This window comes from Metabacillus hrfriensis (genome assembly GCF_030127205.1).
Lineage (GTDB): Bacteria > Bacillota > Bacilli > Bacillales > Bacillaceae > Bacillus_P > Bacillus_P dongyingensis.
Genome location: NZ_CP126116.1, coordinates 4,050,840 through 4,072,681, shown reverse-complemented (window position 1 = coordinate 4,072,681; position 21,842 = coordinate 4,050,840). Strand labels below are relative to the sequence as shown.

Annotated in this window: 14 protein-coding genes, 21 tRNA genes, 3 rRNA genes and 2 riboswitches; of the genes, 33 read left to right on the top strand and 5 right to left on the bottom strand. The window is 44.2% G+C overall.

From position 1 onward, the window contains the following. Positions 1–357 precede the first annotated feature (357 nt). Together QLQ22_RS20320 and QLQ22_RS20315 are read right to left on the bottom strand one after the other, a co-directional pair. Positions 358–852, bottom strand: a complete 495-nt coding sequence (locus tag QLQ22_RS20320; RefSeq protein WP_284015428.1) for a DinB family protein — start codon at positions 850–852, stop codon at positions 358–360. Between the two features lie 54 nt (positions 853–906). Further along, positions 907–2,583, bottom strand: coding sequence for an AMP-binding protein (locus tag QLQ22_RS20315; protein ID WP_284016910.1), 1,677 nt, complete (start codon positions 2,581–2,583; stop codon positions 907–909). A gap of 116 nt (positions 2,584–2,699) precedes the next feature. On the opposite strand from QLQ22_RS20315, the gene QLQ22_RS20310 reads away from it, so the two are divergent. After that, complete coding sequence (locus tag QLQ22_RS20310) at positions 2,700–3,602, top strand: DMT family transporter (RefSeq protein ID WP_284015427.1); 903 nt, start codon at positions 2,700–2,702, stop codon at positions 3,600–3,602. A 14-nt stretch (positions 3,603–3,616) separates the two neighbouring features. On the opposite strand, the gene QLQ22_RS20305 is transcribed toward QLQ22_RS20310, so the two are convergent. Continuing rightward, positions 3,617–4,699 (bottom strand): gluzincin family metallopeptidase, encoded by a 1,083-nt coding sequence (locus QLQ22_RS20305; RefSeq protein WP_284015426.1) that lies wholly within the window; start codon positions 4,697–4,699, stop codon positions 3,617–3,619. Positions 4,700–4,817: 118 nt separating this feature from the next. Between QLQ22_RS20305 and QLQ22_RS20300 the strand changes: the two genes are divergently transcribed. Further along, positions 4,818–5,357 carry a GNAT family N-acetyltransferase gene (locus QLQ22_RS20300; protein ID WP_284015425.1) on the top strand — a complete coding sequence of 180 codons (540 nt, stop codon included), beginning with the start codon at positions 4,818–4,820 and terminating at the stop codon, positions 5,355–5,357. Further along, a complete protein-coding gene (locus QLQ22_RS20295) occupies positions 5,354–6,241 on the top strand; it encodes an NAD-dependent epimerase/dehydratase family protein (protein WP_284015424.1) in 888 nt (295 codons plus the stop codon). Before QLQ22_RS20300 ends, QLQ22_RS20295 begins: the two co-directional genes overlap by 4 nt. Before the next feature lie 17 nt (positions 6,242–6,258). Here QLQ22_RS20295 and QLQ22_RS20290 read toward each other — a convergent pair whose 3' ends face one another. Together QLQ22_RS20290 and thiT are read right to left on the bottom strand one after the other, a co-directional pair. Continuing rightward, positions 6,259–6,456: a hypothetical protein gene (locus tag QLQ22_RS20290; RefSeq protein ID WP_223437542.1), complete on the bottom strand. Its 198-nt coding sequence runs from the start codon at positions 6,454–6,456 to the stop codon at positions 6,259–6,261. A gap of 177 nt (positions 6,457–6,633) precedes the next feature. Then, positions 6,634–7,206, bottom strand: coding sequence for an energy-coupled thiamine transporter ThiT (thiT, locus tag QLQ22_RS20285; protein WP_284015423.1), 573 nt, complete (start codon positions 7,204–7,206; stop codon positions 6,634–6,636). Positions 7,207–7,312: 106 nt separating this feature from the next. Further along, a riboswitch (TPP riboswitch) is annotated at positions 7,313–7,414 on the bottom strand. 142 nt (positions 7,415–7,556) lie between these two features. Next, positions 7,557–7,669, top strand: a riboswitch (TPP riboswitch). A 101-nt stretch (positions 7,670–7,770) separates the two neighbouring features. On the opposite strand from thiT, the gene QLQ22_RS20280 reads away from it, so the two are divergent. The 30 genes from QLQ22_RS20280 (at position 7,771) to QLQ22_RS20135 (ending at position 21,837) form a co-directional block, all read left to right on the top strand. Next, positions 7,771–8,061, top strand: coding sequence for an MTH1187 family thiamine-binding protein (locus tag QLQ22_RS20280; RefSeq protein ID WP_284015422.1), 291 nt, complete (start codon positions 7,771–7,773; stop codon positions 8,059–8,061). Continuing rightward, entirely contained in the window at positions 8,036–8,824 is a 789-nt protein-coding gene (locus QLQ22_RS20275) for an ABC transporter permease (RefSeq protein WP_223437535.1), read from the top strand. The genes QLQ22_RS20280 and QLQ22_RS20275 overlap by 26 nt, the downstream gene beginning before the upstream one ends. Positions 8,825–8,839: 15 nt before the next feature. Further along, complete coding sequence (locus tag QLQ22_RS20270) at positions 8,840–9,832, top strand: ABC transporter substrate-binding protein (RefSeq protein WP_252207307.1); 993 nt, start codon at positions 8,840–8,842, stop codon at positions 9,830–9,832. A 1-nt stretch (position 9,833) separates the two neighbouring features. After that, complete coding sequence (locus tag QLQ22_RS20265) at positions 9,834–10,580, top strand: ABC transporter ATP-binding protein (RefSeq protein WP_284015421.1); 747 nt, start codon at positions 9,834–9,836, stop codon at positions 10,578–10,580. A gap of 317 nt (positions 10,581–10,897) precedes the next feature. Beyond that, positions 10,898–12,435 (top strand): 16S ribosomal RNA (locus QLQ22_RS20260). 234 nt (positions 12,436–12,669) lie between these two features. After that, positions 12,670–15,600, top strand: a 23S ribosomal RNA gene (locus QLQ22_RS20255). A 129-nt stretch (positions 15,601–15,729) separates the two neighbouring features. Next, a 5S ribosomal RNA gene (rrf, locus tag QLQ22_RS20250) occupies positions 15,730–15,845 on the top strand. Together the 16S, 23S and 5S rRNA genes with 21 tRNA genes alongside form the textbook arrangement of a ribosomal RNA operon. A gap of 21 nt (positions 15,846–15,866) precedes the next feature. Next, positions 15,867–15,942: transfer RNA gene (locus QLQ22_RS20245), tRNA-Val, on the top strand. A gap of 66 nt (positions 15,943–16,008) precedes the next feature. Then, positions 16,009–16,084: transfer RNA gene (locus QLQ22_RS20240), tRNA-Thr, on the top strand. A 36-nt stretch (positions 16,085–16,120) separates the two neighbouring features. Then, positions 16,121–16,196: transfer RNA gene (locus tag QLQ22_RS20235), tRNA-Lys, on the top strand. Between the two features lie 13 nt (positions 16,197–16,209). Next, positions 16,210–16,290, top strand: a tRNA-Leu gene (locus QLQ22_RS20230). 9 nt (positions 16,291–16,299) lie between these two features. Further along, positions 16,300–16,371 (top strand) — tRNA-Gly (locus QLQ22_RS20225). A 9-nt stretch (positions 16,372–16,380) separates the two neighbouring features. Further along, positions 16,381–16,469, top strand: a tRNA-Leu gene (locus QLQ22_RS20220). A gap of 14 nt (positions 16,470–16,483) precedes the next feature. Then, a tRNA-Arg gene (locus QLQ22_RS20215) sits at positions 16,484–16,560 on the top strand. A gap of 5 nt (positions 16,561–16,565) precedes the next feature. Beyond that, a tRNA-Pro gene (locus QLQ22_RS20210) sits at positions 16,566–16,642 on the top strand. 17 nt (positions 16,643–16,659) lie between these two features. Continuing rightward, a tRNA-Ala gene (locus QLQ22_RS20205) sits at positions 16,660–16,735 on the top strand. 31 nt (positions 16,736–16,766) lie between these two features. Then, positions 16,767–16,843, top strand: a tRNA-Met gene (locus QLQ22_RS20200). Positions 16,844–16,850: 7 nt separating this feature from the next. Next, a tRNA-Ile gene (locus QLQ22_RS20195) sits at positions 16,851–16,927 on the top strand. Between the two features lie 16 nt (positions 16,928–16,943). Further along, a tRNA-Ser gene (locus tag QLQ22_RS20190) sits at positions 16,944–17,036 on the top strand. 88 nt (positions 17,037–17,124) lie between these two features. After that, positions 17,125–17,201: transfer RNA gene (locus QLQ22_RS20185), tRNA-Met, on the top strand. A 3-nt stretch (positions 17,202–17,204) separates the two neighbouring features. Continuing rightward, positions 17,205–17,280: transfer RNA gene (locus QLQ22_RS20180), tRNA-Asp, on the top strand. Positions 17,281–17,338: 58 nt separating this feature from the next. Beyond that, positions 17,339–17,414: transfer RNA gene (locus tag QLQ22_RS20175), tRNA-Phe, on the top strand. A gap of 40 nt (positions 17,415–17,454) precedes the next feature. Then, a tRNA-His gene (locus tag QLQ22_RS20170) sits at positions 17,455–17,530 on the top strand. Between the two features lie 16 nt (positions 17,531–17,546). Next, positions 17,547–17,620, top strand: a tRNA-Gly gene (locus tag QLQ22_RS20165). Between the two features lie 4 nt (positions 17,621–17,624). Continuing rightward, a tRNA-Ile gene (locus QLQ22_RS20160) sits at positions 17,625–17,701 on the top strand. 34 nt (positions 17,702–17,735) lie between these two features. After that, positions 17,736–17,810 (top strand) — tRNA-Asn (locus QLQ22_RS20155). A gap of 5 nt (positions 17,811–17,815) precedes the next feature. Further along, a tRNA-Ser gene (locus tag QLQ22_RS20150) sits at positions 17,816–17,906 on the top strand. A gap of 14 nt (positions 17,907–17,920) precedes the next feature. Then, positions 17,921–17,992: transfer RNA gene (locus tag QLQ22_RS20145), tRNA-Glu, on the top strand. 814 nt (positions 17,993–18,806) lie between these two features. Then, a complete protein-coding gene (glgB, locus tag QLQ22_RS20140) occupies positions 18,807–20,738 on the top strand; it encodes a 1,4-alpha-glucan branching enzyme (protein WP_284015420.1) in 1,932 nt (643 codons plus the stop codon). Beyond that, positions 20,692–21,837 carry a glucose-1-phosphate adenylyltransferase gene (locus tag QLQ22_RS20135; protein ID WP_223443619.1) on the top strand — a complete coding sequence of 382 codons (1,146 nt, stop codon included), beginning with the start codon at positions 20,692–20,694 and terminating at the stop codon, positions 21,835–21,837. The genes glgB and QLQ22_RS20135 overlap by 47 nt, the downstream gene beginning before the upstream one ends. Positions 21,838–21,842: the final 5 nt, after the last annotated feature.

Here is a 21,842-nt window from a genome sequence, read left to right as displayed (position 1 = left end):
CTTTAGAATAGACTATTAAAGCCTCACTCACTCTCAACCACGCTCGAAAAGTCCTCATACACATACCCATTAATTACGATATCCAAGTTATGAAAATAGCGGTGCAGGGTTTGGATGGTGTCGGCGTTTCCGTTTATGACACTTTCGGAATGGCGGATAATGGACTCAAAGTCCATTTTTAGTGCTTTCACCAAGCGGGTCGAAGTGTTTAAGTTGCCGATTCGGTCCCAGCCTGTGGTTTCGGTATAGAAAACGGAAATCGCCAATGAATTCACCGCGTCTGTATACTCGGGTTTTTCTATTAAATTCCATTATTAAACGATATGTCTGCTATAAAAAAGCAAGAGGAAAATCCTCTTACTTCTTAATAGCCTCACTTTTCACTTCTGCTAATTGCAGCAAATGCCTTTTTTCATGATACCCAATAAACTCAACCCATTGCTTTAAGGAAAGCTCGCCAAGGTAAGGGTGCTTCATTGCTTTTTCTTTCAGGGCTTGGACGGGTGCCGTTTCTGCAAAGTTAATCAGCTCTCGGCGTGATTCTTCAAGTTTTGAAAAAAGTTCTTCTTTTACGTATGATCCTTCGGCAGGTTTGAGGTTTTCGGGTGCATGGACTTTGCGGGAACGGTCGATGACCAATTCCAGCGGTTTTTCGCTTATTTCTTTCTTTTCGCCCGACATGAGAACCTGTTTCATGCCTCCTGTGATGACACGCTCCATTAAGTAAAGATGTTGAAGGATTTGGCCTGGGCTCCAAACGTCCTGTGAAGGTTTTTGGTTGAACTGTTCATCTGTCATGTTTTTGACTTCGATCAGTAATTCAGCGCGTACTGCCTGTGAATGTTCCAGCATCTTGATCTCTCCCTTCATCTTAATTCTATCAAAGTGATGGACAAAGTTCTTTTTTCAGCTTCTTCCCGACAGTTCCTGTGTTAGATGGTTTTTTACTTGCTCTCTGAGCTTGTATTTTTGGATTTTTCCTGATGCGGTCATCGGATAGTCTTTGACGAAATAATAGTATTCAGGAATTTTATAATGGGAAAGCTGTCCTTTGCAGAATGCTTTTATGTCTTCTGCCGTCAGGGTGACTCCTTCTTTTGGAACGATGCATGCAGCTACTTTTTCTCCGTATTTTTCATCAGGAACGCCAATTACCTGAACATCCATGATATCTTCATGACGATAAAGGAATTCTTCAATTTCACGCGGGTAGACATTTTCTCCGCCGCGGATGATCATGTCCTTCAGTCGTCCGGTAATGACGATATAGCCGTGTTCATCCATTGTAGCCAGATCACCGGTATGAAGCCAGCCTTCTTTATCAATCGCTTCTTCTGTTGCTTCAGGCATTTTGTAGTAGCCTTTCATGACGAGGTAGCCCCTTGTGCAAAGCTCTCCCTGAACTCCAGGTGCTGCTTCCTTGCCTGTAAGCGGGTCAATGATTTTCACTTCTACATGAGGATGGGCTTTGCCGACTGTTTCAACTTTGCGTTCAATGGAGTCTGTCACTGTTGTCTGTGTAATAACAGGTGAGGACTCTGTTTGGCCGTAAGCAATCGTTACTTCTGACATGCCCATTTCATTGATGACTTTTTTCATGACTTCAATAGGACAGGTTGAGCCCGCCATAATCCCTGTTCTCAAGGTTGAGAGGTCATAGTTTTTAAAGTTAGGAGAGTTCAGCTCAGCGATAAACATCGTCGGCACTCCGTGAAGTCCTGTGCATTTTTCTTTTTCAACGGTCTGAAGGACAAGATCGGGATTAAACTCCACGATTGGCACCATGGCTGCTCCGACAGATACACATGCCAGAACGCCAAGAACGCAGCCGAAGCAGTGGAAGAATGGGACCGGGATGCATAAACGGTCCTGATTCGTTAAATTCATTGAGCTTGCGACAAGGAAGCCGTTGTTGACAATATTGTGATGAGTGAGCATGACACCTTTAGGGAAGCCGGTTGTGCCTGAGGTGTATTGCATATTGATGACGCCCTCAGGAGTTAATAGGCTCTCTCGTTCGGCAAGCTCTTCATCAGTAACTTTAGATCCATGATCGAGAAGCTCATTCCAGCTGTACATCTCATGGGGTGCTTTTTGATTTCCTATGTAAATGAGGTTTTTTAAGTGCGGCAGTGCTTCAATTTGTTTGTATTTCTCTGCAGAAGCTGAATTCGTGATGGAGCGGACAATGTCGACATAAGATGTTCCTTTAAAGCCGTCAATTAAGAACAGAGTGGTGGAGTCAGACTGCTTCAGCAGGTATTCGAGCTCGCTGCTTTGGTAGCTTGTGTTGACGGTAACAAGTATGGCGCCAATGCGTGCAGATGCGAACTGCAGCAGGAGCCACTCAGGGACGTTGGTTGCCCAAATGGCAATGTTTTCACCCTTTTTGACGCCAAGACCCATTAAGGCTTTTGCAAGCTTCGTTGTTTCGCTGTAAAATTCATCATACGTATAGCGGATGTTTTCCTTTGAATAGACAATGGCATCCTGGCTTCCGTATTTTGACACAGTTTCCTTCAATAATTGGCCGATGGTTTTATTTTTTAGTGATTGCATGGGACCTCCCTGGACAAAAAGAATGATTACGCTTTCATTATAAACTATTTTTAGAAAGTTTTGAAAACTATTATTCTCTAAAAAATGCAGAAGCAGTTGCAGTATAATAGAAGAAATGTATTTTAAAAAGGGGAACGATCATGAATAAATCAACATTTTATCCTTATCTGGCACTCGCAATTGGAGTTGCGGCGGTCTCAACATCTGCCATTTTTGTAAAGCTGACCTCTGCACCTGCTCCAGTTATCGCGTTTTATCGCCTGTTTTTCTCAACACTCATCGTTCTGCCGCTGTTTTTGGCAAAATCGCTGCCTCATATTAAAACGTTAACAAAGAAAGACTGGAGCTATTCAATTTTGGCAGGGATACTGCTTGCTTTTCATTTTATTCTCTGGTTTGAATCTTTGAACTACACTTCTGTAGCGAGTTCAGTTGTGCTGGTGACTCTTCAGCCGCTGTTTGCGTTTATTGGCACCTATTTCTTCTTTAAAGAGAGGGTGTCAGCGAGGGCTATAATTAGTGCCATGCTTGCAATTGCAGGCAGTGTTGTGATCAGCTGGGGAGATTTCCGGATCAGCGGGCTTGCGCTGTTTGGAGACTTTCTAGCACTTGCGGCCTGTGCGATGGTCACTGCTTATCTGCTGTTTGGCCAAGGTGTGAGGAAGCGTCATACGCTGACTCTATATACTTTTATCGTTTATGCGGTCAGCTCAGTGACATTATTCCTTTACTGTGTGCTGCTAAGCTATCCTCTGACAGGTTTTCAGAAACAGGATTGGCTGTACTTTTTGCTGCTTGCAATTGTCCCGACATTGCTTGGGCATTCGCTATTTAACTGGTCGCTGAAATGGATTTCGACAAATGTCATTTCTGTTGCCATTCTGTTTGAGCCGGTTGGATCGATTATTCTTGCGTATTACTTCCTTGAAGAGACGGTTATTCTTACGCAATTAATTGGCGGAGGAATCATTATCATTGGCGTCATGCTGTTTCTTTTTGAAAAGAAAGACGTGGCTGAGATTTCAAGTGAACAAGCGCTGTAAACAAATAAAAGGACTCAATTCCGAGTCCTTTTTTGTTTTTCCATGATTTTCTTTTCCAGATCTTTAAACGTATACTTCGTCTTCTTTTTCAAAGCTTTTTCAAAGCTGTTTTGTTTTCCTGTTTCAAGAAGGAGATCCCGGATAATGTCTTCTCCAAATTCATCTGCCAAAATTTTAACGGCGTAGTAGCTCTGAGTATACACTTCCGCTTCCGGACTGTCTTCCAATGCATTTGCCCAGCTTCCGGGATTTCTTAGCTCATCGAAAGGGATCACCTTGTCGATGGGGATTTTTGCATCCTCTCCGTTATAGCCAGCATATTCTGCAACGCCCTCATTAAACCAGATTGGAATTTTCAGCGATTCGATTTCCATTTTCTCTAATGCTTTCTCCATATAGTAATGGGCATATTCATGGTAAAAGGTTTCCACGACAAGCGGAGATGCGGCATCGAGATCATCCGGAATCACGATGGCCATGGTTTCTTTCACATGATCGTAAAACCCCATATAATCCAAATATTCAAGCTCCTGCAGCGAGTCCGGCGATTCATCAAGGAGAATCAGGTCAATGGGCTGATCCTCGATCTTGCCGAACAAGCGGGTGCTGATGCTCCTTGCGTGATCGAATTCGTCTTCAACCAGCTGGATATCCCTTTTATTAAGAGAGGAATAGTAAACAGTAAGATGAGAAATTTTCTTCGTTTCAGCAGTTTCTTTGTATTCTTCATAAGGATCAATCGGCAAAAAAGCGTTCACCTGAAACTCAAATTTCTCCCTGGGACTGATATTTTGATAGTTGAAATGAGTCGTCATTACATTCATTAGGACTACGAAGAACAAGGTAATAATTAAACTGAAGGTTGTGATGGAAAGGAAGATGGATCCTGACAGTCCCTTGAAAAAGAGCAGATTCCTTTCCTTGCGGTTGATCAACTCGTATATAGAATAGATAAACAAGCCAAGCAGCAAAAGCGTTATAACGCTTCCTGCGATTACGCTTGCAGGTATATTCAAAAAGAGAAACAGAACGTAAAACACACCGGTGAAATAAACGATATACAGGATTGATAAGAAACTATGCAGAAGTATTTTCACTTGAAGCCTCCGTTTTGCCTTAGTCTATGAACATATTCTGTTTTATGAAAAGAAACTCCTTTTAGAGGTAGGGATTTAATTTTCGCTTGTCGAATTTTTTCAGCAAGGAGTGTTGAAAATGAATTTTAGAATAAGAAAAGCTGTTAAAGAAGATGCGAAGCAAATCGCAGTTGTTCACGTGGACAGCTGGAGAACAACCTATAAAGGTATTGTAGCAGATGAATATCTTGAAAGTCTTACATATGAAAGCAAAGAAAAAATGTGGATGTCTATTGATCCGGAGACAGTTTTTGTGGCAGAAAATCAGGATGGCCAAATAGCAGGGTTTGCAGGCTTCGGACCAGAGCGGACAAAGGAATATGGATTTGATGGGGAATTATATGCGATCTATCTATTAAAAGAAGTGCAGGGAGCAGGCATCGGGCGCAGGCTTGTAGAGGCAACTGCAAATGAACTGCTTCGGAAAAACTATCAATCTATGCTGCTGTGGGTAATGGATGAGAATCCTTCAAAAGGATTCTATGAACGCTTTTTGCCCGAAAGGATCGCAGAGGACGTCTATACGATTGATGGGACAGATCATCAGGAGACCGCATTTGGATGGCGTGATTTGTCGAAACTGGCAGCTGCATTGAAAAGGAAAGAGGGATCAATGTGAATCGAGCATTAATACTGGGCGGAACGCAATTTTTCGGCAAAAGACTTGTTCATAAGCTGCTTGAAAATGGGGCAAAAGTGACGATTGCAACAAGAGGAAGAACTCATGATGACTTTGGAGATGGCGTAGAGCGTCTGATTATCGATCGTGAAAACAAAGAATCAATGATTAAAGCCTTTGATCATAAACAATGGGACGTTGTTTATGATCAATCGTGTTTTTCGCCGCTTGAAGCAAAATCTGCTTATGAAGCGCTACACGGCAAAATCAGGCATTATATTTTCACTTCGACAATGGCAGTCTATGAATTCGGGAGAGGGAAGACAGAAGAGGACTTTGATCCTCTGTCGTATGAGCCTTCTTTTAAAGAGCGCAAAGACTATAAAGGGATAAGCGGCTATCAGGAAGCGAAACGCAGTGCAGAAGCCTATCTTTTTCAGAATGCGGATGTGCCTGTTGCCGCTGTAAGACCTGCTCTGGTAATCGGAATAGATGATTATACGGAACGCTTTTTATTTCATGTGAAAAAGGTGAAGAACGAGGAACCGATTGGAATTGCAGATCCTGGATATTTTTACAGCTATACTTCAGCTGAGGACGCAGCGGGATTCTTGTATATGGCTGGAGAAAAAACCTTAACGGGTGCATACAATGCCGCTTTTGAAAAAAGTCTGTCACTGAATGATCTTTTGCTTAAAATCGGATGTGCTGTCGGGAAAAAAGCGATTGTGACAAGGGAGATTGCGAAAGAGAATGCTTCACCTTATGGATTATCAGGTGAATGGACACTGAATGTGTCAAAGGCTGAAAGTGCTGGATACTCATTTGAGGAATTGGATCCGTACTTAGAGAAATTAATAGAGGTAATGAAAAAAGAAACGTGACCTTGTCGCGTTTCTTTTTAGTGGGGTAAAACCTGCTGATGAAATACCGAAGCAAAATATGCGAATACAAACCCAAGCGGGAAAGAGAAAATCATAGACCAGCCGTTGACTAATTCTTCTTCGTTGCTGATCCTTATCGCTTCAAAATAACCATATAGAAAATGAATAATCGACAATAAAAATGTTATCATCATCAATGAGAAGGATAGATTCATCATTTGCCCTCCATAAGAAATCTATTACTACTAGTACATGCTGATGATAGAGTGTTTATGACAAGAAATAAGTTCTGACCGAAGAGTCAGGCGCTGGAATAGACATGAATGGAAGAAATTATATAAATTTTAATAGGATAAAAAAGCACCGAAAAAAATCGGTGCTTTTGACAGAATCTATTTTCTTTTTAAGACAAGTGATTTAGAAGCAGTGAGCATCATTACTAAGACGATTGAGCAAATGATAAATGTAGGCACCATGTAGGAAGCGTTATAGCCGGCTGAATACAGCAGAACGGGCTTATCGCCTGCAAATTCTGCAAAGAAAATAGCGCCGGCAAGTGTATGTGCAGCAAATCTAAGGAAGCTTCCCAGAAAAGCCGCTGCTACTACGTAAGCAATTAATCGTCCTCTGTTAAGAGGATTCAGAGAGCTTTGGACTTGTTTATAGAAAACTCCTCCGGCACCTACCACGGTAAATGCAACAAAATAGTCAAGAAAACCCTGGACTGGATGCACAATTGTGGTGTAGCCCATAATCGTCTGCAAAACGCCAAGTAAAAAGCCTGTCAGCAGTCCTCCCTTTAATCCGTGGCGAAAACCCATGATCAGGACTGGAATCATTGCAAGCGAAATTGACCCTCCCTGAGGCATTTTGCCAATGAAGCTTGTTGCTAAATCAAGCAGAAATGCAATTGCTGATAGAATCGCTGCTTCTACTAAAAAAACTAGACGTGTATTTGTCTGCATAGCTCTTCCCCTTTTCAGCATTGACCGGGGCAGTTTTTTTCCATAATAAAAAGCAATGCGGGGAATGTCGGATGGTTTCCACGCACTGCTTTGGTTGGGTTATCACTTGAATCCATCGCCACATCCCTACGTAAGCTTTAACTATACAGGTTCAACGGGTCTGAACATAACGTTCACTCTCAGCCGAATGGCTCCCCAAGTGGTCAAATGCAATATATGATTTAGACACTACTATACAGGAAGTTGCAAAATTCGACAAGACTAAATCTTGATTTTTTTCAGAAAAGAATGGAAAGCTCTTTTATCTGTCTTTACAAGGATCCAAAATCTTGCTATAGTTTCCATGAATTCAATATATGCAGGGGAGCTGAGTGAACTTGGCTGAGAGGATACTGATTCTTGTATCGACCCTTTAACCTGATCTGGGTAATGCCAGCGGAGGGAATGCGGAAGATGCATTACTTTTCCATAACTTTGCGAATGCGTTAAGGCTGCCCCAGTGGCAGCCTTTTTTGTTGTTCGGTCAGATACTCATATATTAATAAATTTTAAGGAGGATAAAGAATGTCCAGTGTAAATCTAGCATTTCAGGTGCTGCCTAAATCATCAGAAGGGAATACATATGAAATTGTCGACAAAGCGATCGAGGTTGTTCAGCGATCAGGAGTTAAATATGAGGTAGGTGCGATGGAGACGGTTATGGAGGGAGAGCTAGATGAATTGATTGATATCGTTAAGCAAGCGCAGGATGCCTGTATTTCAGCCGGTGCAACCGAGGTAATGACTCACATGAAAATTCATTACCGCCCAAAAGAAGGGGTCACAATGGATGAAAAACTTAAGAAATACTGTTAAAACACTTTCAGGAATAGCGCTTCCTGGTATAGTGCTGCTGTCATTCCTCTTTTTGTGGGAATTGGCTGTCATCGTTTCAAAAGTGGAAAATTGGATTCTGCCTCGTCCGACTCATATTTTCATCACGCTTGCTGAAATGAGGGGAACGATAGGCGGACATATCCTGCAGACTCTGTCGGAAGCAGTACTTGGTTTATTGATCGCTGTAACAGCGGGCGTATTGATTGCTATCTTAATAGACCTGTCAGATTGGGTTCGAAAAGCAGTTGAACCGCTGCTTGTTCTTTCACAAACCATTCCAATAATAGCGCTTGCTCCATTGCTTATCATCTGGTTTGGATTCGGCATTTTTCCTAAAGTAATTGTCGTGGCGCTCGTTTGTTTCTTTCCGATCGCCATCAATCTTTCTGACGGCTTCCGTTTAGTAGACAGGGATATGGTGAAGCTCATGAGAACGCTTGGAGCAAGCCGCAGACAGATGTTTTTAAAATTGAAGCTTCCAGCTGCAACACCTTTCTTTTTTTCAGGGTTGAAAATAGCCGGAACATACAGTGTGATGGGGGCGGTTATCGGAGAGTGGCTGGGTGCAAGCAAAGGACTCGGAATTCTATTGACTCGATCCTCCCAATCGTTTCTGACAGATAAAGTATTTGCAACAATCGTCTTAATAGTAGGTTTAAGCTTAATCATTTTTACACTTATTGAAATACTGGCAAGAATCATGATGCCTTGGAAATATAAGCAGCAAAAGCATTCTAACTAGCACGGGGGAGAAAAAATGAAACAACTCTTATTTATTCTATTTAGTTTAGTGTTCATCTTATCTGGATGCGGATCGGCAGAAAAATCCTCTGATGAGGAATTAAAAAAAGTGAAGATTATGCTGGATTGGTTTCCAAATACAAATCATACAGGCATTTATGCAGCGAAAGAAAATGGCTTCTATAAAGAAGAAGGTCTTGATGTTGAAATAGTTGAACCTGGTGAAGGAGTCAGTGCGGATCAGATTGTTGCCTCTGGTGAAGTTGATTTTGCTGTCAGCCATCAGGAGAATATTACACACGCAAGATCAACAGGTGTGCCGATTGTTTCAATAGGAGCAATCATACAGGAGAATACTTCTGCATTTGCTTCTTTAAAAGAAGAAAACATCACTTCTCCAAAGGATTTTGAAGGAAAACGTTACGGGGGATGGGGTTCTCCTACAGAAGAAGCTGTTATTAAAGCTGTAATGGATAAATCGAATGCAGACTTTGAAAAAGTTGATTATGTCACGCTTGGAGCAACAGACTTTTTCAAGTCGATCGGACGCGATACAGACTTTCAATGGATTTTCCAGGGATGGGATGGGGTTGAGGCTGCTCGTCAGGGAATTGAATTGAACTACATCTATTTAAAAGACCTTGATCCAGCATTAAACTATTACACTCCGGTTATTGCAACCAGCGAATCCAAAATTGCAAAAGACAAAGAAATGGTTCAGTCCTTCATGAAGGCTACATCAAAGGGTTATCAATTTGCCATTGAAGAGCCGGAAGAAGCAGCGGATATTCTGATTAAAAATGTACCTGAGATTAATGCTGAGCTAGTAAAGGAAAGCCAAGTGTGGCTAAGTGATCAGTATCAGGGAAAAGCGAAGCAATGGGGCATTCAAGATGAAAAAGTCTGGAAAAGATATGCCGATTGGATGTATGAACGAAAGCTGATTGAAGAGAACATTGAACCAAGTGAAGCTTTTACAAATGAATTCCTGCCTGAAGGAAAGAAATAGCATGCTGACTCTTTCTCAAATCAGCAAATCTTATTCTAAAGACCAGAATGTCCTGATGCCGACAGACTTGAATGTGAAAAAAGGTGAATTTGTAAGCATTATTGGACCAAGCGGCTGCGGAAAAAGCACATTGCTTGATATTATAGCCGGCATCAATAAGCCGACTAAAGGCAGTGTAAAGTATAATGGAGAAGATATTACAAATAAAACCGGTCTTGTCGGCTATATGCCCCAAAGTGATGTATTGTTTCCATGGAGAACGGTTTTGGATAATGTTATTCTTCCATTAGAAATACAAGGTACCGGGAGAGATGAGGCGCTCACTCAAGCTCGCGGTCTTTTCCCGAAATTTGGGCTTGCAGGATTTGAAAAGCATTATCCCTTTATGCTCTCAGGCGGAATGCGGCAGCGTGCCAATTTCCTAAGAGCATACCTAAACAATAAAGAACTTCTTCTATTAGATGAACCATTCGGCAAACTTGATGCGATGACAAGACTTGAACTGCAGAAGTGGTTTATCCAAATATGCGAGGAAACAGATCAGACAGTGATATTCATTACACATGATATGGATGAAGCTATCTTCCTGTCAGACAGAATCTTCATCCTCTCACCAAGACCTGGATGCTTAATAGAAGAAGTGAACGTAGAATTTACACGGCCAAGGAAAGAAAATCTCATTACTAGTTCGGAATTTGCTTTACTTAAAAGGAGATTGCTTGATGTTCTTCATTTAAAACAGTCCTGATTCGAATATGACGCACTGAATTTCAGACAAATTCAGTGCGTTTTCGATAATTAAAATCTTTTTTTATAAAATGATAAAAAAGCTATTGCAAAGGGAATTTCAGCGTGGTATATTATTATTCGTTGCCGCGAAAAACGCGAAAAAGCAACACAGCCTAAAAAAAAGAAAAGTAAAATTAACGCTTGACTTTAAAACGGCAAAATGTTATATTAATAAAGCTTCGCTTGAAGCAAATGATCTTTGAAAACTAAACAAAACCAAAAGCGTACCAAACGTTTTAAATTTTTGAAGTCAGCAACAAATTGAGTCACAAATTTTCTTCGGAGAGTTTGATCCTGGCTCAGGACGAACGCTGGCGGCGTGCCTAATACATGCAAGTCGAGCGGACCTCTTCGGAGGTCAGCGGCGGACGGGTGAGTAACACGTGGGCAACCTGCCTGTAAGACTGGGATAACTCCGGGAAACCGGAGCTAATACCGGATAGTATCTTGAACCGCATGGTTCAAGTTGGAAAGACGGTTTCGGCTGTCACTTACAGATGGGCCCGCGGCGCATTAGCTAGTTGGTGAGGTAATGGCTCACCAAGGCAACGATGCGTAGCCGACCTGAGAGGGTGATCGGCCACACTGGGACTGAGACACGGCCCAGACTCCTACGGGAGGCAGCAGTAGGGAATCTTCCGCAATGGACGAAAGTCTGACGGAGCAACGCCGCGTGAGTGATGAAGGTTTTCGGATCGTAAAACTCTGTTGTTAGGGAAGAACAAGTGCGAGAGTAACTGCTCGCACCTTGACGGTACCTAACCAGAAAGCCACGGCTAACTACGTGCCAGCAGCCGCGGTAATACGTAGGTGGCAAGCGTTGTCCGGAATTATTGGGCGTAAAGCGCGCGCAGGCGGTTTCTTAAGTCTGATGTGAAAGCCCCCGGCTCAACCGGGGAGGGTCATTGGAAACTGGGAAACTTGAGTGCAGAAGAGGAGAGTGGAATTCCACGTGTAGCGGTGAAATGCGTAGAGATGTGGAGGAACACCAGTGGCGAAGGCGACTCTCTGGTCTGTAACTGACGCTGAGGCGCGAAAGCGTGGGGAGCGAACAGGATTAGATACCCTGGTAGTCCACGCCGTAAACGATGAGTGCTAAGTGTTAGAGGGTTTCCGCCCTTTAGTGCTGCAGCTAACGCATTAAGCACTCCGCCTGGGGAGTACGGTCGCAAGACTGAAACTCAAAGGAATTGACGGGGGCCCGCACAAGCGGTGGAGCATGTGGTTTAATTCGAAGCAACGCGAAGAACCTTACCAGGTCTTGACATCCTTTGCCACTTCTAGAGATAGAAGGTTCCCCTTCGGGGGACAAAGTGACAGGTGGTGCATGGTTGTCGTCAGCTCGTGTCGTGAGATGTTGGGTTAAGTCCCGCAACGAGCGCAACCCTTGATCTTAGTTGCCAGCATTCAGTTGGGCACTCTAAGGTGACTGCCGGTGACAAACCGGAGGAAGGTGGGGATGACGTCAAATCATCATGCCCCTTATGACCTGGGCTACACACGTGCTACAATGGATGGTACAAAGGGCTGCGAGACCGCGAGGTTTAGCCAATCCCATAAAACCATTCTCAGTTCGGATTGCAGGCTGCAACTCGCCTGCATGAAGCTGGAATCGCTAGTAATCGCGGATCAGCATGCCGCGGTGAATACGTTCCCGGGCCTTGTACACACCGCCCGTCACACCACGAGAGTTTGCAACACCCGAAGTCGGTGGGGTAACCGCAAGGAGCCAGCCGCCTAAGGTGGGGTAGATGATTGGGGTGAAGTCGTAACAAGGTAGCCGTATCGGAAGGTGCGGCTGGATCACCTCCTTTCTAAGGAAGATATGAGGACGCTTTTGGTTTTTGTTTAGTTTTGAGAGATCATTCTCTCTATGATAGAAGACAAATCATCCGATTTGTCGGTTGTTCTTTGAAAACTAGATAACGTAATTGATAACAAGTAATTCACTGAGATTTACGCTTACCATAATTAGTGATTTTCTAGACATTTATGTCTAAACAAACAACGAAATGCGAAACGCATCTTGTGATGCGAATGACCATTTAGGTTAAGTTATGAAGGGCGCACGGTGGATGCCTTGGCACTAGGAGCCGATGAAGGACGGGACTAACACCGATATGCTTTGGGGAGCTGTAAGTAAGCTTTGATCCAGAGATTTCCGAATGGGGAAACCCACTGTTCGTAATGGAACAGTATCTTTATCTGAATACATAGGATAATGAAGGCAGACCCGGGGAACTGAAACATCTAAGTACCCGGAGGAAGAGAAAGCAAACGCGATTTCCCAAGTAGCGGCGAGCGAAACGGAATTAGCCCAAACCAAGAGGCTTGCCTCTTGGGGTTGTAGGACACTCTATACGGAGTTACAAAGGAACGGGGTAGATGAAGCGACCTGGAAAGGTCCGTCAGAGAAGGTAATAACCCTGTAGTCGAAACTTCGTTCCCTCCAGAGTGGATCCTGAGTACGGCGGGACACGAGAAATCCCGTCGGAAGCAGGGAGGACCATCTCCCAAGGCTAAATACTCCCTAGTGACCGATAGTGAACCAGTACCGTGAGGGAAAGGTGAAAAGCACCCCGGAAGGGGAGTGAAAAGATCCTGAAACCGTGTGCTTACAAGTAGTCAGAGCCCGTTAATGGGTGATGGCGTGCCTTTTGTAGAATGAACCGGCGAGTTACGATCCCGTGCAAGGTTAAGTTGATGAGACGGAGCCGCAGCGAAAGCGAGTCTGAATAGGGCGTTTTAGTACGTGGTCGTAGACCCGAAACCAGGTGATCTACCCATGTCCAGGGTGAAGTTCAGGTAACACTGAATGGAGGCCCGAACCCACGCACGTTGAAAAGTGCGGGGATGAGGTGTGGGTAGCGGAGAAATTCCAATCGAACCTGGAGATAGCTGGTTCTCTCCGAAATAGCTTTAGGGCTAGCCTCAAGTATGAGAGTCTTGGAGGTAGAGCACTGATTGGACTAGGGGCCCTCATCGGGTTACCGAATTCAGTCAAACTCCGAATGCCAAAGACTTGCTCCTTGGGAGTCAGACTGCGAGTGATAAGATCCGTAGTCAAGAGGGAAACAGCCCAGACCACCAGCTAAGGTCCCAAAGTATACGTTAAGTGGAAAAGGATGTGGAGTTGCTTAGACAACCAGGATGTTGGCTTAGAAGCAGCCACCATTTAAAGAGTGCGTAATAGCTCACTGGTCGAGTGACTCTGCGCCGAAAATGTACCGGGGCTAAACGTATCACCGAAGCTGTGGACTGTTCTTACGAACAGTGGTAGGAGAGCGTTCTAAGGGCGTTGAAGCTAGACCGTAAGGACTGGTGGAGCGCTTAGAAGTGAGAATGCCGGTATGAGTAGCGAAAGAGGGGTGAGAATCCCCTCCACCGAATGCCTAAGGTTTCCTGAGGAAGGCTCGTCCGCTCAGGGTTAGTCGGGACCTAAGCCGAGGCCGAAAGGCGTAGGCGATGGACAACAGGTTGATATTCCTGTACCACCTCCTCACCATTTGAGCAATGGGGGGACGCAGGAGGATAGGGCAAGCGCGCTGTTGGATATGCGCGTCCAAGCAGTTAGGCTGAGAAGTAGGCAAATCCGCTTCTCATATAAGGCTGAGCTGTGATGGCGAGGGAAATTTAGTACCGAAGTTCCTGATTCCACACTGCCAAGAAAAGCCTCTAGCGAGGTGAGAGGTGCCCGTACCGCAAACCGACACAGGTAGGCGAGGAGAGAATCCTAAGGTGAGCGAGAGAACTCTCGTTAAGGAACTCGGCAAAATGACCCCGTAACTTCGGGAGAAGGGGTGCTTTTTAGGGTTCATAGCCCTGAAAAGCCGCAGTGAATAGGCCCAGGCGACTGTTTAGCAAAAACACAGGTCTCTGCGAAGCCGCAAGGCGAAGTATAGGGGCTGACGCCTGCCCGGTGCTGGAAGGTTAAGAGGAGAGGTTAGCGCAAGCGAAGCTTTGAATTGAAGCCCCAGTAAACGGCGGCCGTAACTATAACGGTCCTAAGGTAGCGAAATTCCTTGTCGGGTAAGTTCCGACCCGCACGAAAGGCGTAACGATCTGGGCACTGTCTCAACGAGAGACTCGGTGAAATTATAGTACCTGTGAAGATGCAGGTTACCCGCGACAGGACGGAAAGACCCCGTGGAGCTTTACTGTAGCCTGATATTGAATTTTGGTACAGCTTGTACAGGATAGGTAGGAGCCTTGGAAGCCGGAGCGCCAGCTTCGGTGGAGGCATTGGTGGGATACTACCCTTGCTGTATTGAAATTCTAACCCACAGCCCTGATCGGGCTGGGAGACAGTGTCAGGTGGGCAGTTTGACTGGGGCGGTCGCCTCCTAAAATGTAACGGAGGCGCCCAAAGGTTCCCTCAGAATGGTTGGAAATCATTCGCAGAGTGTAAAGGCACAAGGGAGCTTGACTGCGAGACCTACAAGTCGAGCAGGGACGAAAGTCGGGCTTAGTGATCCGGTGGTTCCGCATGGAAGGGCCATCGCTCAACGGATAAAAGCTACCCCGGGGATAACAGGCTTATCTCCCCCAAGAGTCCACATCGACGGGGAGGTTTGGCACCTCGATGTCGGCTCATCGCATCCTGGGGCTGTAGTCGGTCCCAAGGGTTGGGCTGTTCGCCCATTAAAGCGGTACGCGAGCTGGGTTCAGAACGTCGTGAGACAGTTCGGTCCCTATCCGTCGTGGGCGCAGGAAATTTGAGAGGAGCTGTCCTTAGTACGAGAGGACCGGGATGGACGCACCGCTGGTGTACCAGTTGTCTTGCCAAAGGCATCGCTGGGTAGCTATGTGCGGAAGGGATAAGTGCTGAAAGCATCTAAGCATGAAGCCCCCCTCAAGATGAGATTTCCCATCACGCAAGTGAGTAAGAACCCTGAAAGATGATCAGGTTGATAGGTCTGAGGTGGAAGCGCGGTGACGTGTGGAGCTGACAGATACTAATCGTTCGAGGACTTAACCACAGTCTAATAAAGTGTAAAACCTGAGTGAAACTTGTTATCATACGTTATTTAGTTTTGAAAGAATAACTTCTTTCGAAAAAAAAGCTTGAAATCTTCGGATTTCATAGTATAATAATTTTTGTCACTATGTCTGGTGATGATGGCAAAGAGGTCACACCCGTTCCCATGCCGAACACGGAAGTTAAGCTCTTTAGCGCCGATGGTAGTTGGGGGTTTCCCCCTGTGAGAGTAGGACGTTGCCAGGCTAATGACAAAAGTATTCAAGCGGAGGATTAGCTCAGCTGGGAGAGCATCTGCCTTACAAGCAGAGGGTCGGCGGTTCGAGCCCGTCATCCTCCACCATTTATTCTTGTTGTTAACATGCTGCAAAAGATCAGCAAAAAAAGTATTGCTTACCTTACTTTAAATGCCGGTGTAGCTCAATTGGTAGAGCAACTGACTTGTAATCAGTAGGTTGGGGGTTCAAGTCCTCTTGCCGGCACCATTCGGTCTTAAACTGAATCAAGATATGATTTAATACGTGCCATTAGCTCAGTCGGTAGAGCATCTGACTTTTAATCAGAGGGTCGAAGGTTCGAGTCCTTCATGGCACACCATTTTCCTTAATATGCGGGTGTGGCGGAATTGGCAGACGCGCTAGACTTAGGATCTAGTGTCATTGACGTGGGGGTTCGAGTCCCTTCACCCGCATCATATTTTGCGGAAGTAGTTCAGTGGTAGAACACCACCTTGCCAAGGTGGGGGTCGCGGGTTCGAATCCCGTCTTCCGCTCTTACTTGCGCCGGGGTGGCGGAACTGGCAGACGCACAGGACTTAAAATCCTGCGGTAGGTGACTACCGTACCGGTTCGATTCCGGTCCTCGGCACCACTTGTTTCATAAATGCGCCCGTAGCTCAATTGGATAGAGCGTTTGACTACGGATCAAAAGGTTATGGGTTCGACTCCTATCGGGCGCGCCATATAACGGGAAGTAGCTCAGCTTGGTAGAGCACTTGGTTTGGGACCAAGGGGTCGCAGGTTCGAATCCTGTCTTCCCGACCATTTTCAACTTTTAATTAGGGGCCTTAGCTCAGCTGGGAGAGCGCCTGCCTTGCACGCAGGAGGTCAGCGGTTCGATCCCGCTAGGCTCCACCAATTATATAGAATTAATTGACTTTGTTCCTGGGGCGGTGTAGCTCAGCTGGCTAGAGCGTACGGTTCATACCCGTGAGGTCGTGGGTTCGACTCCCTCCGCCGCTACCAAAAAAAAGGACCTTTAGCTCAGTTGGTTAGAGCAGACGGCTCATAACCGTCCGGTCGTAGGTTCGAGTCCTACAAGGTCCACCATTCTATTTAGTCTTTCGGAGGTATACCCAAGTCCGGCTGAAGGGATCGGTCTTGAAAACCGACAGGGGAGTCAAATCCCGCGGGGGTTCGAATCCCTCTACCTCCTCCATTATTATTTTAAACAGTGAAATATCTTACTTCAGCAAACCGGTTAATATACAGCATAATCGGATGAGAAAGAACTTGATTATTATTATCGCGGGGTGGAGCAGTCTGGTAGCTCGTCGGGCTCATAACCCGAAGGTCGCAGGTTCAAATCCTGTCCCCGCAACCAAATGGTCCCGTGGTGTAGCGGTTAACATGCCTGCCTGTCACGCAGGAGATCGCCGGTTCGATCCCGGTCGGGACCGCCATTTTTACTAGATTTACGCAGTATTAGTAAAATGCGGTGAAGATTTAATTAATACAAATGGCTTGGTAGCTCAGTCGGTAGAGCAAAGGACTGAAAATCCTTGTGTCGGCGGTTCGATTCCGTCCCAAGCCACCATTTACCTTAATGATGTAAATGTTAAAAAAATATAATTGTGGCGGTTGTGGCGAAGTGGTTAACGCACCAGATTGTGGCTCTGGCATTCGTGGGTTCGATTCCCATCAGTCGCCCCATTTTTATATTCATATTGCGGGTGTAGTTTAATGGTAAAACTCTAGCCTTCCAAGCTAATGTCGTGGGTTCGATTCCCATCACCCGCTCCATAATGGGCCTATAGCTCAGCTGGTTAGAGCGCACGCCTGATAAGCGTGAGGTCGATGGTTCGAGTCCATTTAGGCCCACCATTTATGTTTTGGTAAAATAAGGTTTCAATATTATTCCGCAGTAGCTCAGTGGTAGAGCTATCGGCTGTTAACCGATCGGTCGTAGGTTCGAGTCCTACCTGCGGAGCCATATCTGGGGAAGTACTCAAGTGGCTGAAGAGGCGCCCCTGCTAAGGGTGTAGGTCGCGTAAGCGGCGCGAGGGTTCAAATCCCTCCTTCTCCGCCAGAAAGCCTGTTTTTGGCCCGTTGGTCAAGCGGTTAAGACACCGCCCTTTCACGGCGGTAACACGGGTTCGAATCCCGTACGGGTCATACTTAAAAGAGTGCTGCACATAGTGCAGCGCTTTTTTGTTGATTTTTATTGCTGAAACTTAGATTGTAAGATTGTAAATCGGTCAAGTCTACTATAGATTTTTTAAGTAATAGTCTTCGCTGGTTATGATTCAAACTGTATCCGTCGTACCTGCTAACCGAAATGATTTTCCTGCTCGCAGATTGCCCTTCCAACTATCAAAAGTAGTGTTCTAGTTCGCCAGACTAATTCCACTTATTAAAAACAACTCAATATCATTCTGAAAACTCGTATAAAAATTCTGCTCATCAAACCTTCAGGACAGGTCATATAAAAAATGATTCACTTTCTATCCCCGGCCTAAAAAATATATTTTCAACAAATAATATAAATTTTTATAAAAATATCGAGACAGAAGGTTTCATTAATCACAAACAGAGGTATAAGTAATGGTAATAAAGAAAACAAAAGTGAAGAATAAAAAGATTTCGACAATTCTTACTCATTTTGTCGAATTAACTGTTTTTGTGATATAACTTTCTCGAATTATACTATCGGAATGTCATGTTAGAAATTCCTGTATTTTCTTACACATAATGAATTATTTAGTATATTTGACTGATGTTTTTTCGCCAAATTCTTCTATTATCCTTATTTCTTTCGTTTCTTTATTCGACATTTTTTTATAAGTCATTTTAAAAGAATAATTTTTTGAAAAATGAATAATGATTCATGACATATCATGTCAATAAGTAGAAGCGCTTACAAAAAAGGAAATCCTTCCTTCTGATTGAATTAAGAATTAAGATAACTTTATAGAAAGGGTGATTAGGAATGAATCTTGCTACGCCAACTGATTTTGAGGTTCATCTTTTCCATGAGGGAAATTTGTTTAAAGCTCATGAATTATTTGGTGCTCACAGCAGCGTACGGAACGGTGTTTGCGGTACTGTGTTTACTGTTTGGGCTCCTCATGCGCTTGAGGTGCGGGTTGCAGGTGATTTTAATCACTGGGACGGCTCGAATCACAAGCTTGAAAGAGTGAATGATCAAGGTATCTGGTCTGCTTTTATTCAGGATATAAAAGAGGGCGACCTTTATAAATACGAGATTATTACACAGAAAAATGAGAAAATTCTAAAATCTGATCCATATGCTTTTTATGCTGAGGTAAAACCTAATACCGCTTCGATTGTTTATGATCTGGCAGGATATGAATGGAACGATCAGAAGTGGCAGAAGAAGAAGCGTCAAAAGGAAATTTATAACCGTCCGATGTATATTTACGAGCTTAATCTTTGTTCTTGGAAAAAGAAAGAGGACGGCAGCCTTTATACATATTTGGAGCTAGCGGATATATTGATTCCGTATGTTCTCGATCATGGATTTACTCACATTGAGCTTTTGCCTATTATTGAACATCCTTATGACCGTTCATGGGGATATCAGGGAACAGGATATTATGCGGCTACAAGCCGGTACGGAACTCCTCATGAACTAATGAAATTCATAGATCTTTGTCATCAGAATAATCTTGGCGTCATCATGGACTGGGTGCCTGGCCATTTCTGCAAGGATGCTCATGGGCTTTATTATTTCGACGGGGAACCGACATTTGAATATAAGAGATATGAAGACCGGGAGAATGAGGTTTGGGGTACGGCTAACTTCGATTTAGGAAAGCCTGAGGTTCAGAGCTTCTTAATCTCAAATGCTCTTTTCTGGCTTGAAAAGTATCATATTGATGGATTCAGAGTGGATGCAGTAGCTAATATGCTGTACTGGCAGAATACAGAAGAGCCTCACGAGAACCCATTTGCCGTGAACTTTTTGAGAAAGCTGAATGAAAATGTATTTGCGTATGATCCTGGTGTTTTAATGATCGCAGAGGACTCAACAGACTATCCTTTAGTGACATCACCTACCTCTGATGGAGGGCTTGGGTTTAACTATAAATGGAACATGGGCTGGATGAACGATATCCTCAAGTACATGGAAGCTCCGCCTGAACAGCGGAAGCACCTGCATCACAAGGTATCATTCTCTTTGATCTATGCCTTTACTGAGAATTTTATCCTTCCGCTTTCACATGATGAAGTAGTTCATGGAAAACGTTCGCTGCTGAATAAAATGCCGGGTGATTATTGGCAGAAGTTTGCTCAATATCGTCTGCTGCTCGGGTATATGATGACTCATCCAGGCAAAAAGCTGCTGTTTATGGGCGGGGAGTTTGCCCAGTTTGATGAGTGGAAGGATCTTGAGCAGCTTGATTGGGTGCTTGATGATTTTGACATGCATCAAAAGGCAAGAAGCTATTTCAAGGAACTGCTGGCTGTTTATAAGAGACAGCGCCCTCTGTATGAGCAGGACCACTCTCATGAAGGCTTTGAATGGATTGATGTGAATAATTCCGAGCAAAGTATATTTTCCTTTATCAGAAGAGGCCTAAAGCCTAATGAGCAGCTTGTTGTAGTCTGCAACTTCAGACCGCAAACCTACCACGATTATAAAGTGGGGGTGCCGGCTGATACAAAATACATTGAAATCATGAACAGCGACGACACTGTATTTGGAGGATCAGGCCAGGTTAATAAGAAAGATCTTAAAGCACAAGAAGGCATGCAGCATAATCAGCCTTATCACATATCAATGACCATTCCGCCTTATGGAATATCCATTTTACGCGCAGTTAAAAAACGAGAGGAGACAATCAACCATGGTGAAAAAAAAGTGCGTCGCAATGTTATTGGCAGGAGGAAAGGGTAGTCGTTTAAGTTCGTTAACGCAAAACCTTGCAAAACCCGCAGTTCCATTTGGCGGAAAGTACCGCATTATCGACTTTACATTAAGCAATTGCTGCAATTCAGGTGTAGATACCGTTGGGGTGCTTACACAATATCAGCCGCTTGTCCTGAATTCTTATATCGGGATCGGCAGTGCATGGGACCTGGACCGCAAAAATGGAGGAGTTACAGTGCTCCCTCCATATGCAGAATCATCAGAGGTTAAATGGTACAAAGGAACGGCAAGTGCCATCTATCAAAACATGAACTACTTAAAGCAGTATGATCCTGAGTATGTCCTGATTTTATCTGGTGATCACATCTATAAAATGGATTATTCGGAAATGCTTGATTACCATGTTGAAAAAGATGCAGACGTATCGATCTCTGTTAAAGAAGTCCCATGGGAAGAAGCAAGCCGCTTTGGCATTTTAAATACAGATGCAAATTTAGAAGTGGTCGAATTTGATGAGAAGCCTCAAAATCCTAAGAATAACCTTGCATCAATGGGTATTTATATTTTCAAATGGTCGATATTAAAAGACTTTCTGGAGATGGATGAACGGAATCCATATTCAAGTCATGACTTTGGCAAAGACGTATTGCCTTTGCTGCTTGATGAAAAGAAAAAACTTGTGGCTTATCCATTTAAAGGCTATTGGAAAGATGTCGGAACGGTTAAAAGTCTTTGGGAAGCCAATATGGATCTCTTAAATGAAGAGCCAGAACTTGATTTGTTTGATAATAACTGGCGGATATATTCTGTGAACCCGAATCAGCCGCCTCAATATTTATCAGAGGGTGCAGAAGTAACGGAATCTTTGGTGAATGAAGGATGCGTGGTTTATGGAACCATTCTCCATTCGGTTTTATTCCAGGGTGTAACAGTAGGGCAGCATTCGTTCCTGAAAAACACGGTTGTCATGCCGGATGCGGTCATTGGCAATAATGTATATATTGAAAATGCGATTGTTCCATCAGGTTTAGTAGTCCCGGATGGCATGGTGATTCGCTCGGATAAAGATATTGAAGAAGTCATTTTAGTAACGGAAGAGCTAGTAGAGCAAACGGCAGGAGCATAACCGAT